A 12,043-nucleotide genomic window follows, 5' to 3' on the forward strand; every position below is an offset into this window, starting at 1 on the left:
ATCCCTCACCATCACTTTAGGCGCTTACTTCAGATTCTACTAGCAAATGGCCGTGGCATCACGCCAAGAATCGGCGCATTGGCATTATTGCCCGGGAAATATTGACCAAACCGGCCAGAATGCCCAGCCTCCGCCTAAAGTCCCTTGCTCGAAACCGGCTTGGGCGTTACAGTGACAGTGTATTGGAGGGATCATCATGACAAAATTTGATCGCACCGCATTCTCGACGGAAGTCGCCCGTTTGCAGGCGCTCTCGACCACCACGGCGGCGGAACGCCTCGTGCTGGACCAGGTGGCCCGCGCGCTGGCCAGCGGCGCCGCGGACGACCGGTGCCTGATGTTGCTCCGTCAGGGACTGGACCCGCTGGCGGTGAAGCAGGCGCTGTCGCAACCCGTTGGCGCCTGGTTTGCCACGACGGCGCCATATCAGCTTGGCACACGCCATCGCGGGCTGGGGCTCGCGCTGCTATAATGGGCGAAGGAAACGACAAGCCCGATACGCTGGGAGGAAAACAAGTGACAGAGCAGCATTACGCAGAGGCGCAGGCCTTTCACCGCGTGTTTGACGACCGCGCCCCGGCCAAGCCGCAGGCGCTCGGACAGGCGGAGCTGATCGACCGCGCGGGATTCATGCTGGAGGAGCTGACGGAGTTTGCCACGAGCACCGCAACCAGTGCGGCGGACGTGGACGCGGTATTTGCCGCGCTTCAGGATAAGCTCGCCTCGGCGCGAGCCAAGTTGGCGCGCAAGCCCGCCAGCGCCACGCCGCCGCTGGTGAAGCAGGCGGATGCCGTGGGTGACATGCTGTACCTTGCATACGGCAACTTCGTGCTGATGGGCGTCGAACCCACTGCGGTGCTGGACGCCATCCACGCCGCCAACATGCACAAGCTGTTTCCAGACGGAACGGCGCATCGCGACCCCGTCACGAACAAGGTGCTCAAGCCCGCCAGCTGGGCCGTCCAGTATCAGCCCGAACCTGCCATTACGCGGGCCATCGTACAACAAACCACGGCTTCACAAGACTAAATGGAACGGTCGCCACGATTGGCGGCCGTTTTTGTCTGCGCTAAGGGGGCTTTGAAACCCCGGTCAGCTTCGCTATAATGAACTGAAATGGAGGGATGACGATTGAATTGGTCACAAGATAAAATTGCGGCGTTTCGCCAAACGCTTTTGGCGTGGTACGACGCGGAGAAGCGCGACTTGCCGTGGCGGCGCGACCAGGAGCCGTATCACATTCTGATCAGCGAGACGATGCTACAGCAGACGCAGGTGGCCACGGTCATTCCGTACTATGAGCGCTTTTTGACCCAGTTTCCGACCGTGGAAGCCCTGGCGGCCGCCTCTGAAGCGGCGGTGCTCAAGGCCTGGGAGGGGCTGGGTTACTATTCGCGCGCGCGCAATCTGCAAAAGGCGGCCAAGCAGCTGGTGGCGGATCACGGCGGCCGGTGGCCCGAGACGGCCGCCGAGCTGCGCACGCTCAGCGGGATCGGCCCGTACACGGCGGGGGCCATCGCCAGCATTGCCTTCAATCAGGTGGAACCGGCGATCGACGGAAACGCCTTTCGGGTGTTTGCGCGGCTGTTTTGCGTGCCGGATGACATCGCACAGCCCAAGTCGCGGGCGGTGTTTGATACGCTGATCCGCCAGGTCATCGACCCCAAGCGGCCCGGTGACTTCAACCAGGCCATCATGGACTTGGGGTCGAGCTACATGTCAGCCAAGGACGCCGACCCGGCGCACTCGCCGGTCGCGGCATTCGACGAAAGTTACCAGACGGGACGGGTGTACGATTTTCCGGTGAAAACCAAGAAGCCGCGGCCCAAAAAGGTGCCATACTTTGCGTTGGTGCTGCACAGCCCGGCCGGCTACCTGATGGTGCAGCGGCCGAGTACGGGGATGCTGGCGAACCTGTGGATGTTTCCACTGGTGGCGCGGGAGGAACTGGAAGGGACCACGCTGCCGGCCCAGCTGGCGGAAGCGGCGGCGCAGTTTGGCGCCAGCGCAGGCGTCACCCCGCAGCTGGCCGTCAGCGATTATCCGCTGGTGCGGCATACGTTCACCCACCAGCAGTGGCAGCTGACGCTGGTGACGGCGGAGACGGCCGCCTTTGACCTCGCCTTTCTGCCAGGGCGCTGGGTGCCGGCGGCCGAGTTTGACCAGTTGGCGTTGCCGACGGTGCAAAAAAAGCTGCTGGCTGCCTGCCAGGGCGGTGCGTCATGAAGACATTGGTGATCGTGAGCCATCCCGACGTGGCGGGGTCGCTGACGCAGCAGTTCCTCAAGGCCAGCGCCGCACGCTTGCCCGAGGTGACGTGGCATGTGCTACCGGCGATGCTGGACGTGGCGGCCGAACAGGTGCAACTGCTGGCGGCCGACCGGATCGTGCTGGCGTTTCCGCTGTACTGGTATCAGGCGCCCGCCAGCCTCAAGGCGTGGCTGGACGCCGTGTGGACCGACGCGCTGGCGGCCAAGCTCGCTGGCCGCGACCTCGGGTTAGTGGTCACGTTCAGCCAGCCGGAAGCTGCCTATCAGGCCGGTGGGGCGGAAGGCGTCAGCCTGAGCACGCTGCTCAGCCCGTACGCCGCGTTGGCGCGCAAAACCGGGCTGCGGCTGCTACCGACGCTGACGGTGCCGCAGTTTGCGTACCAGGATGAGGCGGCCCGCGCGCAGCTGCTGGTGCGCTACCAGCAGTATTTGACGCTGGAAACGCCGCAGTCGTTCAGCGCACAAGCCGCTTGGTGGATGGCACAGCTCGACCGGCGCGGGCAGGCGGACCCGCTGGCACCGCAGACGCTGATGGCCGCCACGCTGGCGGAGCGCCAAGAGCAGCTCACGGCCTTGCGGGCGACGATTCAGGCGATGAAAGCAGGTGAGCGCGATGACGGATGAGACGACCCGCTGGCTACTGGCGCAGGCTCAAGCGCTGGCGGCTGCGGCCGATCAGTACGAGGACCGCGCGTTTTATCAAGAATTGCAGGCGTTCATTCAGGCGCAGGCCCAACGGCTCGACCAGGCCGCTGGCGAGGTGGATGGCCGCACCTGGGACCACGCGCAGTGGTAAGCCCTAAGACGGATGCCGCGCCGCTTCTGGCATGGTATGCTGGAAGCAAAGAAAGGCGGATGCGCAGATGCAAACGATTTGGCAAACGATTCAACGAATGACGGTGTTGCGGGCCGTGATGCTGGCCGCGGCAGGGGGTTGGTTCCTGGTCGCGCCGTACAGTGTGTACGCCGTGGTCAAGTTGGTGCTGGTGGTCAGCCTGTTAGCCATGGCCGTGCCGGCACTGATCGCCGGCTGGCAGGCGCGGACCCAGCAGCCCAACTACGCGCTGTGGCGCGGCGGAGCCCTGCTGATCGCAGCCCTGTTGGTGGCGGCGCTGTTGCGGCCGGCGATGAGCCTACTGCCGGTGCTGTTCGGCCTGCTGCTGGTCATTTACGGCATCAACCGGATCACCAGTGCCCGTGTGCAACAGCAGTACATCAACGTGTCCCCGCTGCCGGGGATCCTGTATGGTGTGATCGTGGCCGCGGCGGGCGTGTTCCTGCTGTTCAATCCGTTCCGCACGGTCATGGTGATGCTCCAAGTGGTCGGCGCCTTGCTGATCGTCATGGCGGTGGCCGAAGTGGGCAACGCGATTCGCCTCAAGAAATAGCGACATCAAAAAACCGGTTCGGCTGCAAGTGACTGCAGGCGGACCGGTTTTTGCGTGGGGTGCTATAACGTCCAGCTTAACCCAGCCGGTTGCTTTCCAGTCTTTACGCGAGGCATGGCGTGCCCCCCGGCTCTGGTCTATCGTCGAGCGCCGCAAAGCAACGCGGAAGTGGCTAGCCAGGTCTAAGCACTCGGGGCCAAGTGCGCCCCAAGCACTTAGACGAAGCTACCCATTCCGCTAAGGACGCTTTGCTCTGCTCTGGTCTATCGTCGAGCGCCGCAAAGCAACGCGGAAGTGGCTAGCCACGTCTAAGCACTCGGGGCCAAGTGCGCCCCAAGCACTTAGGCGAAGCTACCCATTCCGCGAAGAACGCTTTGCTCTGCTTTGGTCTAAATAAGATGCGGCTGCACCAGCGTGTTGGCCCAGTGATTGATGGGGCCGAACTGGTGGCCGACCGCGATTTCGTTGGCGATCGCGGTGTCGACGAAGCGCTTGGCGATGCGAATGGCGTCTTCAACGGCCGCGCCCTTACCCAGTTCCGCGGTGATGACGGCACTTAAGGAGTCGCCGGTGCCGTTCTTGCGGTCGGTCGGGTAGTAGGGGCCAGTGAGCCAAAAGGCCTTGCCATTATCCAGCAGAACGTAATCGCGGACTTCGGTTTGCGTGGCTTGGTCGTGGCGGCCCTTGAGCACCACGTTCTTGGCGCCCATCGCGTGAATCTGCTCGGCGGCGTCGATGATGGCGGCTTCGGTATCCAGCGTCTGGCCGGTCAGGTGCTCCGCCTCGTAGAAGTTTGGTGTGATCACGGTGGCCAAGGGGATGAGCTCGGCCTTGAGCGTTTCGAAGGCATCGGCTTCCATCAGCAGGTTGCCATGCTTAGTGGAAATGACGGGATCGAGCACCAGTGGCCCGAAGTCGTACTTCTTCAGATTTTTAGCCACCGTTTTGATCATGTCCGCGTTAGCGAGCATGCCGGTTTTAGCGGCGCGAATCTTTAGGTCGTCCGCCAGCGCATCGAACTGGTGGTCAATGAAATCCAGCGGCAGCAGGGCCGCATCGTGAATCCCATATGAATTGCCGGCCACAGCGGCCGTCAGCACGAGCGTCCCGTAGGTGCCGCGCATGAAGAAACTGTGCAGGTCCGCTTGGGCGCCTGCACTGCCATCGCTATCAACGCCAGCGATAGTCAAAACTTGGGGAAATTCATTGGCCATGGTGTCTTGTCCTCCTTAATCAATTACGCAAATCATACCCCACTGACATGAAAATACAAATATGTGGCCCTAAAAATTCGACTGATCAGATGAGAAGGGTTAACAAAGAGGATGATACCACAGTGGCATCATCCTCTCATTCGGGTTTTCAGTGGGGTTAGTTGAACGCGCGGCGCATCGGCAAAATAGCCTTGAGCCAATCCCCGAGGAATGGGTAGGTGTGATTGAGCTCCAATACCTGCACGGTTGGCTCCGGGTAGGCCAGGGTGAGGGTGTCCTCCTCTGGGTCAACATTGATGGCCAGGGTCTTGTGGTTCGGCAAGTCCAGCGCGTAGTCGCCCAGGTTGCTACCTTGGCGCATCAGGATGGCGTTGCTGGACGCGATGACAAACAGCTCATCTAGGGCCGGCGAGTTTTCACCGGTGCGGACTTGTGCTTCAAGCTTAAGCGAGTGGCCGACTAGGTTTTCCGGAATGGTGTTGGACGTCCAGGTGAAGGCAGTCGCGGTGGTGTCGGCGGTGCCCAAGTTGGTCCAGTCCGAGCCGCTGTTGTCGCGCACCCGGTAACCGAGCACCACGCCTTCCGTCAAGGGGAGGGTCAACGTCAAATCACCGGCTGTGCGTGCGGTCGCGGTGGCCGTGCGCACTTGGGTGTTATCGTAGCGGGTCTTGAAGGTCAGGCCATCAACGGGCTGCAGCACGGTTTCATCGATGCGCGCGAAGGCCAGATCTGCGGTGTAAAGCACCTTGATCATGGCGCTCAGTGCGGTGACTTCGCTGTCGGTGTAGTCGAGGACGGGTTCGGTAGCGGTCACTTGAATCAGTGTCGGTAGCGACTTGGCGACCAGCTTGGCCGAGTCGCCAAGCGGCGTGTCGATCGTGAGCAGATCCTGGTTGTGGTCGGCGCTGGCGAGGTGGAAGGTGATGGCGCTGTGATCAACATCGGCCATGGTGACATCAAACCACAGCCGGCTGGCAAAATCGTCTGCTACGGTGCGGTCGGCCTTGAGGGCCTGCAGTAGCTTATCCCCCAGCAGGTTCGTAAAACTGGCCGTGACCGTCATCATGGCGGGCAAGTTGGCTTCCCACAGCCCGTCGTTGCGCAGGGCGGAGAGCGCCTTGTGGTACGCCGCACTGATCTTAGTGCGGGCCTCGTGGGCGCTCAGGGCACCGGTGACCAGCTTTTGAATCGTTGCATCGTTGTAGTTAAGCATTGGCTTTGGCCTCCTTTGCTTCTTGTGCCTTCATGAAGTCCTTGGAAAGGTTGGCCAAGACGTTCTGGAATTGGTCAACGGAGCTGTAGGCTGCCGTGACCGCTTGGTACTCATACCGCGTGATGGCTGCGGCCACCTCAAGCTGGCGCTTGTTGGCGTCAAACTCGGCATCTGCGGCTTCCTTGGCGGCATCAAAGCGCGCCTTGAGCTTGTTAGCGGGTTGCGCCGCATTGCGCCGGGCCGGCTTGCTCGGCGCCGGCTCATCGGATGGATCAATGAAGCTCTTCAGCATCCCGCGCAGACCGCTGCCAGTGCCGGTGCTTGCGCGCGCCGGCTCACTGGCAGATTCTGCAGCGGCCGCTTCCATCTGGTTGTGCAGGTCATCCACCGCGGCGTAGGTCGATTGGCGCATCGCCTCGATCTGGTTATCAAGGAAGTTGTCCGGGTCCTGGGCGAACGCCTGCAGTTGCGGCAAAATGGCGGCCTCGGCATCCGTTGTTTGGTTGATCAGGCGGCTGATGACATCGATGTGGCCGAATTGGCGCCGGTGGTACCAGTCCCCGAAGAAGACGTCCCCGCCATCGCTCACCTTGAAAAAGGGGATGTGTTCGCGCAAAAAGGCGATAAAGTCCGTTTGCAAAAAGTCGTGCAGCTCCCGTTGCGCATCCTTGTCATAGGCCAGGATGTAACCCGGCGTCTCAGACAGCGCGAGGCGCAGGTTGGCGGCAGTGGTGTCGATGCCTTGGTACAGGCGGAAGGTGGAGCGGTTCTGCCACGCGGTGTCAAACGCGTCAAAGAATTTTTTTTGGTAAGTCAGGCTGGATTGAATTGTCATGAGGGACCTCCTTGAATGCTGAAGCGGTGAAAAAAAGCATGGTTGCGGTGGGGGACGCACAGGCGCGGCGTCGAGTCACCGACCGCTCAGTGACTAATGTCTTTAGTTTACCGCAATGACAGGGGTTACGAAACTATCGTAACCGTTTCTTCGTGAAATAATCGTTCATCTAAAGGGGTTTAGCGCGCAAGAATGAGAAATTGCCCATTTTTGATGCAAAGTGAAGGCGAATCGGTAGAATGGAGGAAGTGAGTTTTCAGAAAAAAGATAGGAGGACACACGATGGCGCGCAAAACGCTGACACTGAAATGGTTATTCTTGGGGTCGCTGATCACCAATACGGGTATCAGCTTCATCTGGCCGCTGACGACGATCTACATGCACGAGTACTTGGGCGAGTCGCTGACCGTGTCGGGCATCGTGCTGTTCTTCAACTCCGTCGCGATGATGCTGGGCAACTACGTCGGCGGTCGCCTGTTTGATGCCTGGCAGCCGTACCGCACCATCCTGTGTGGCATTGGGCTGGCGGTGCTCTCGAGCGGGTGTCTGATCTTCTGGCACGGCTGGCCGGCGTACCCCATCTTCTTGATCGCGCTCGGGTTCGGCAATGGGATCGTTGCCACCTCGGTGAACTCCTACGCCACGTTGGCGACCACCAAGCGGACCAGCTACGTGTTCAACGTGCTGTACTTCATGTCCAACCTCGGCCTGGTGATCGGGACACTGATCGTTGGCTTCGTGTTACCGCTGGGCATTCAATACATTTTCACTTTAGCGTTCACACTGTTTACTATTTTTTTCTTGGTCGCCTTATTCCACTTTAACGTGGTGCGCGAGAAGCGCGAGTCCCGCGTCGTGGCGGCCGGGGCTCGGCGTCCTAATCCGTATCAGACCTCGATCATCCTGCTATTGATGACCCTGTTTTTGACCTGGGTCGCCTATGAACAGTGGCAGTCCAACATCTCGACGTTCATGTTGGGCCTCGGCATGACGGTGCGGGATTACAGCTTCCTGTGGACCTTTAATGCCGTGCTGATCGTGCTGGGTCAGCCGATTCTAACCCACTTCGACGATTGGCTGACGACCCACATCCGCTTGCGGTTGGGCGTGGGGTTTACCCTGTTTGGCACGGCGTTTTTGTTGCTGATCGTGGCGCAACAGTACTGGCTGTTCATGCTGGCGATGGGCGTGCTGACGCTGGGCAAAATTCTGGCCCTGCCAAGCGTCTCGACCTTTGTGGACATGCACACCGAGTTTGCCGAAAAGGGCCGCTTCCAGGGGTACGTCCAGATGTTTGCGTCTGCCGGGCGGGCCGTGGGGCCGCTGGTGGGGGCGCTTTTGATTGAGGCGCTGAGCTACCACATTCTATTCTTCATGCTCGCCTGCATCCTCTTCGCCGCTATCGCGTGTTTCAGCTGGCAGGTTAAAACCGTTAACAATAACTAATGTACTTCATAACTTTATATTGAAAAATTCACAATTTCTTCACATCTTCACGATAAGCTGTATTTATCAAGACGAGCTGCCCACTCGCTTGATACCCATATCAACTTTTTCATTTTTACTCCTCCAAAGTAAAAATCGTCGGGTGGTGACACTCGACCAACCCTTACTCCTCAGGCCGCTACTGCCCATAGCGGCTTTTTTTGTGCGCGAGTTGCCTGGTCGATGGCGCCGCGCCAAGGGGTACTGGAACGACAAACGCCGCACGCACTCGCGGGAAGGCGAGTGCGTGCGGCGCAGTGATTGGCCCCAGTTCGGCACCGGCTACTTGAGCCGGCGACGCGGCGGGGTCAACCGCGTCTTTGGTGGGCGCAGCGGCTTGCGGTGCAAGCGTGCGTCGCGCTGCAAGGCGGATTCGTGGGCCGGCCGGGCGGCTGGGCGCGTGGTGCGCGGCGCAGCAGGGGCCGGTTGAGGCTTGGCAGTCGATGACGTTGGGGTGGTGCGGTGGTCAGTCGGGTGCGGCGACACTGGCGACTTGGTCGCCTGCTGGCGCGCTGGTGACGGGTGCACGACCGCTTGATTGCGCGTTGCGACGATTGGCTGGGGCGCTGCTTGGCGGCGCTTGGCGGCGGGCTGCTGTGCCGGGGCTTGGCTGCGCTTGTCAGCGGTGCGCTGGGCTTCGGCTTGGCGTTGCTGCCACTGTTTCCTGCGCCGCTTGGCGGCCGCATCCGTGAGCAACCCGGAGTTTTTGACCAACGCATAGCCAATGATCAGGGCAAAAACGAGCACTTCGAACATGATCAGTCCTTCTGCGCTTCGGCGGGTTCCTTCAGGGCGTCAACGATCGGCTTGTTGCCGGCTTGCTGGGTCAAGGCCCCGTTAAGCATGCCGCGAATGTCGATGCCGGCAACTTCATTGAGCATGTCCAACTGCTTCACCAAGTTACCGTTGGTCTGGCCGGTCAGGTCGCCGTCCCCGTAGAGCTTGATGGAATCGACATTGGCATACGGGCTCATGGCGGCCTCGATGATCTTTGGCATGGCCTCGATGGTCATCTTGAAGCGGCCGGATTCATCCAGTTGCTTGGCCGCTTCGGCCTGCTTGGCGATCGCTTCGGCTTGGGCCAGTCCCATCGCCTTGATCTTCGCCGCTTCGGCTTGCCCGGTGGCTGTGGTGGCTGCGGCTTCCGCCTGCCCAATCTTTTCGGTGCGCTCCGCGTCGGCGCTGGCGGCGAGCTTCACCTTGTTGGCCTCCGCTTGGGCAGCTAGTTCGACCTTCTTGGCGTCCGCTTCGGCGGCAAGCTCAACTTGCTTAGCCGAGGCCTCCGCGGCAGCGATCTGCGCCGCCTTTTGCGCGTCTGCGGCACGCTGGGCCTTATACAGATCGGCATCAGCTTGCTTGCGCACGGTGGCGTTCAACTGTTGCTCCTGCAGCTCGGCGTCACGCTGGGCGAGCTCGATGTCTTTTTCCTTTTGCACCTGCTTGGCCTTCATCTGCTCGACGATGGCGGCCTGATCGGCTTGCGCCTGGGCGATCTCTTGTTGCTTCTTAAAATCGGCCATGCGCACTTGCTGCTCGCGCTGGGCGTCGGCCACTTGGGTCTGGCGCTCAATTTCCTGTTGCTTGGCCTCTTGATCTGCCTGTGCCTGCTGGATGCGGGTGTCGCGGTTGGCGGCCGCTTCCGCCATGGCCGCGTTTTTCTTCACCTCGGCGATTTGCTTTTTACCCAGCGAATCGAGGTAGCCGTTCTTGTCGGCGATGTCCTTGATGGTGAAGCTGATGATCTGCAGGCCCATCTTCGCCAGGTCGGAGGACGCGACGTCTTGCACTTTTTCAGCGAAGGCGTCACGGTTCTGGTAGGTGTCTTCAACGGTCAGCGTCCCGAGGATCGCGCGAAGGTGCCCTTCGAGGATCTCTGTGGCTTCTGAGTTGATCTGCTCGTCGTTTTTGCCCAGGAACTGTTCGGCCGCGGTCGCGACCTCTTCTTGACTGGACCCGATTTTCAGGATAACGGTCCCGTTGACGATGATCGGCACGCCCTGTTGGGTGTAGACTTCTGGGGTCGCGACCTCGATCGTTCGGGTGTTCAGGCTGAGCACGTCCCAGCGCTGCAGGATCGGCAGGATGAATGACCCGCCGTTGGTGATGAGTTTGACCCGGTTGCCGTTCACGTCCTTGAAGCTGTGCTTACCCGAAATCAGCGCCCCGGAGATGATCAGCACTTCGTTAGGCAACGCCGTCTTGCGGTGCGTGGCGAGGAAAATAAATAGTAGAATCAGAATGACCACGGCGATCAGCCATGGGATGTATGGGGTGAAATCCATTGGTGAATCCTCCTTGAATGAAAAATGGCGGTGCGAGTGATGCCTTACGGGTGAAACGGTGTGGTGGCCGTGAAGCGCTCGACGTACGCGACGCCGTGGGTCACGTCGACTACGACGACTTGCTCGCCGCGCTTGAGTGCCGGTCCATCCGCGGTCCACAGCTTGGCCGGATAAGTCTGGCGCGCCCGCCCGCCGCCGGCAATCATTACCTCGCCGGTGTGATCAGGGGCAACAGAAAGCGTCAGCGTGCCGATCAGGTACTGGTCGTCACTGATGCTGGTCGAATTTTCGGCCGGCGCAAGCAGACGCTGGATCAGGGCCAGCAGGGGAAGCAGGAGCACCGTGAGACAGATCCACAGCACGACCAGGGCGATGGCAACGCCGACGAGGCCGATGAGCCAGGGCCACGGGCCGGTGAGATGGGAGAACCAAGTGAACATGCCGGCACTTCCTTTCAGGTCAAAGTGCAGAGAATCGTGGGCCACGCAGACTGGCTGTTTGGCCAAGTGACTTGAACCCGCACCCCTTGAAGCGGGAGGGGCGACAACGTTTGCGTCGTGCGCCGAGGGAAGTGTGTCACTCGCCTTGATAATAGCATGATTAGTCGCGCGTTCACACGCAACTTTTGAAAAGTTGCGCCCAAATCGTGACACCTGCGCGAGGCGGCGTGTCGTTGCAGGTGAAGCGCTTGCGATTTCGGCGCGCTTCGAGAAAAAGGACTTTACAGCGCGGCTAGATATGCTACAATATTACTTGTGTTTTGGGTCTGTAGCTCAGTTGGGAGAGCGCCTGCTTCGCATGTAGGAGGTCGACAGTTCGAATCTGTTCAGATCCATTAGCAATACTTTTATTCCGGGGGCTTAGCTCAGCTGGGAGAGCGCTTGCATGGCATGCAAGAGGTCGACGGTTCGATCCCGTTAGTCTCCAGAAGGTTCCACCCGCACCGCAGATCAATTGATCTGCGGTTTTTTAGTGCGCACTTTGCGGTGCTCGGAGGTGCGACTGCTGGTGCGCAAATAAAAAAACCTGCACGCGGCAGGTTTTGGCTCACTTCTTGAGGTAGGTTTCGTACGCCCAGTACAGGCCGTACACGACCGCCAAGAAGAGGACGACTTTGATGGCGAGGCCGATCAAGCCGGTGATGAATGGTAAGAGGATCAAGGCGAGGATGACGATCGCAACGATCACGCCGAGTTGTTTCAGTTGTGCTTTATCCATAAGTGGTGTGCCTCCGTTTCTGATAAGTTCAGTATACCGTGTTGCGGGGGGCAAGTGAAATCCGCCCGAAGGCTGAGAAACAGCGGCGCGGCCGGCTTGAGCTGTGGAACAATGCACAATATCGAATTGTTCGCAACA

At 60.2% G+C, this 12,043-nt stretch carries 14 protein-coding genes and 2 tRNA genes; 9 read left to right on the forward strand and 7 right to left on the reverse strand.

Translation table 11 applies throughout. The annotated features are described in order from the left end of the window. Window positions 1-196: 196 nt before the first annotated feature. The 6 genes from EKM88_RS07370 (at window position 197) to EKM88_RS07395 (ending at window position 3,658) form a co-directional block, all read left to right on the forward strand. A complete protein-coding gene (locus tag EKM88_RS07370; RefSeq protein WP_125704727.1) occupies window positions 197-472 on the forward strand; it encodes a hypothetical protein in 276 nt (91 codons plus the stop codon). Between the two features lie 44 nt (window positions 473-516). Beyond that, window positions 517-1,029 carry a pyrophosphohydrolase domain-containing protein gene (locus EKM88_RS07375; protein ID WP_125704729.1) on the forward strand — a complete coding sequence of 171 codons (513 nt, stop codon included), beginning with the start codon at window positions 517-519 and terminating at the stop codon, window positions 1,027-1,029. 102 nt (window positions 1,030-1,131) lie between these two features. Beyond that, the gene (gene mutY, locus EKM88_RS07380) at window positions 1,132-2,226 is read left to right on the forward strand and encodes an A/G-specific adenine glycosylase (RefSeq protein WP_125704731.1); all 1,095 of its coding nucleotides are present in this window, start codon (window positions 1,132-1,134) and stop codon (window positions 2,224-2,226) included. Then, window positions 2,223-2,894, forward strand: coding sequence for an NAD(P)H-dependent oxidoreductase (locus EKM88_RS07385; RefSeq protein WP_125704733.1), 672 nt, complete (start codon window positions 2,223-2,225; stop codon window positions 2,892-2,894). The genes mutY and EKM88_RS07385 overlap by 4 nt, the downstream gene beginning before the upstream one ends. After that, entirely contained in the window at window positions 2,884-3,066 is a 183-nt protein-coding gene (locus EKM88_RS07390) for a hypothetical protein (protein ID WP_125704735.1), read from the forward strand. The genes EKM88_RS07385 and EKM88_RS07390 overlap by 11 nt, the downstream gene beginning before the upstream one ends. Before the next feature lie 67 nt (window positions 3,067-3,133). Beyond that, window positions 3,134-3,658, forward strand: a complete 525-nt coding sequence (locus EKM88_RS07395; RefSeq protein WP_164512042.1) for a DUF308 domain-containing protein — start codon at window positions 3,134-3,136, stop codon at window positions 3,656-3,658. Window positions 3,659-4,047: 389 nt separating this feature from the next. Here the strand turns inward: EKM88_RS07395 and thiD are convergent, their stop codons facing one another. The 3 genes from thiD to EKM88_RS07410 form a co-directional block, all read right to left on the reverse strand. Further along, complete coding sequence (gene thiD / locus EKM88_RS07400) at window positions 4,048-4,872, reverse strand: bifunctional hydroxymethylpyrimidine kinase/phosphomethylpyrimidine kinase (protein ID WP_125704740.1); 825 nt, start codon at window positions 4,870-4,872, stop codon at window positions 4,048-4,050. A 157-nt stretch (window positions 4,873-5,029) separates the two neighbouring features. Beyond that, window positions 5,030-6,085 carry a hypothetical protein gene (locus tag EKM88_RS07405; RefSeq protein ID WP_125704742.1) on the reverse strand — a complete coding sequence of 352 codons (1,056 nt, stop codon included), beginning with the start codon at window positions 6,083-6,085 and terminating at the stop codon, window positions 5,030-5,032. Then, window positions 6,078-6,920: an SbcC family exonuclease gene (locus tag EKM88_RS07410; protein WP_125704744.1), complete on the reverse strand. Its 843-nt coding sequence runs from the start codon at window positions 6,918-6,920 to the stop codon at window positions 6,078-6,080. Before EKM88_RS07410 ends, EKM88_RS07405 begins: the two co-directional genes overlap by 8 nt. A gap of 282 nt (window positions 6,921-7,202) precedes the next feature. On the opposite strand from EKM88_RS07410, the gene EKM88_RS07415 reads away from it, so the two are divergent. Further along, the gene (locus EKM88_RS07415) at window positions 7,203-8,366 is read left to right on the forward strand and encodes an MDR family MFS transporter (protein ID WP_125704746.1); all 1,164 of its coding nucleotides are present in this window, start codon (window positions 7,203-7,205) and stop codon (window positions 8,364-8,366) included. Window positions 8,367-8,687: 321 nt separating this feature from the next. On the opposite strand, the gene EKM88_RS07420 is transcribed toward EKM88_RS07415, so the two are convergent. The 3 genes from EKM88_RS07420 to EKM88_RS07430 are packed head-to-tail and all read right to left on the reverse strand — an operon-like array spanning window position 8,688 to window position 11,127. Then, window positions 8,688-9,161 carry a hypothetical protein gene (locus tag EKM88_RS07420; protein WP_125704748.1) on the reverse strand — a complete coding sequence of 158 codons (474 nt, stop codon included), beginning with the start codon at window positions 9,159-9,161 and terminating at the stop codon, window positions 8,688-8,690. A 2-nt stretch (window positions 9,162-9,163) separates the two neighbouring features. Further along, window positions 9,164-10,687: a flotillin family protein gene (locus tag EKM88_RS07425; RefSeq protein WP_404819965.1), complete on the reverse strand. Its 1,524-nt coding sequence runs from the start codon at window positions 10,685-10,687 to the stop codon at window positions 9,164-9,166. A 44-nt stretch (window positions 10,688-10,731) separates the two neighbouring features. Further along, complete coding sequence (locus EKM88_RS07430; protein ID WP_125704750.1) at window positions 10,732-11,127, reverse strand: hypothetical protein; 396 nt, start codon at window positions 11,125-11,127, stop codon at window positions 10,732-10,734. Window positions 11,128-11,449: 322 nt separating this feature from the next. Here EKM88_RS07430 and EKM88_RS07435 point away from each other — a divergent pair. Both EKM88_RS07435 and EKM88_RS07440 read left to right on the forward strand, forming a co-directional pair. Continuing rightward, a tRNA-Ala gene (locus EKM88_RS07435) sits at window positions 11,450-11,522 on the forward strand. A 19-nt stretch (window positions 11,523-11,541) separates the two neighbouring features. Next, window positions 11,542-11,614: transfer RNA gene (locus tag EKM88_RS07440), tRNA-Ala, on the forward strand. Window positions 11,615-11,734: 120 nt separating this feature from the next. Here the strand turns inward: EKM88_RS07440 and EKM88_RS13315 are convergent. Next, the gene (locus EKM88_RS13315; protein ID WP_164512043.1) at window positions 11,735-11,905 is read right to left on the reverse strand and encodes a hypothetical protein; all 171 of its coding nucleotides are present in this window, start codon (window positions 11,903-11,905) and stop codon (window positions 11,735-11,737) included. Window positions 11,906-12,043 lie beyond the last annotated feature (138 nt).

Origin of the sequence: Lacticaseibacillus daqingensis (genome assembly GCF_003946115.1) — a bacterium.
GTDB classification, from domain to species: Bacteria; Bacillota; Bacilli; order Lactobacillales; family Lactobacillaceae; genus Lacticaseibacillus; species Lacticaseibacillus daqingensis.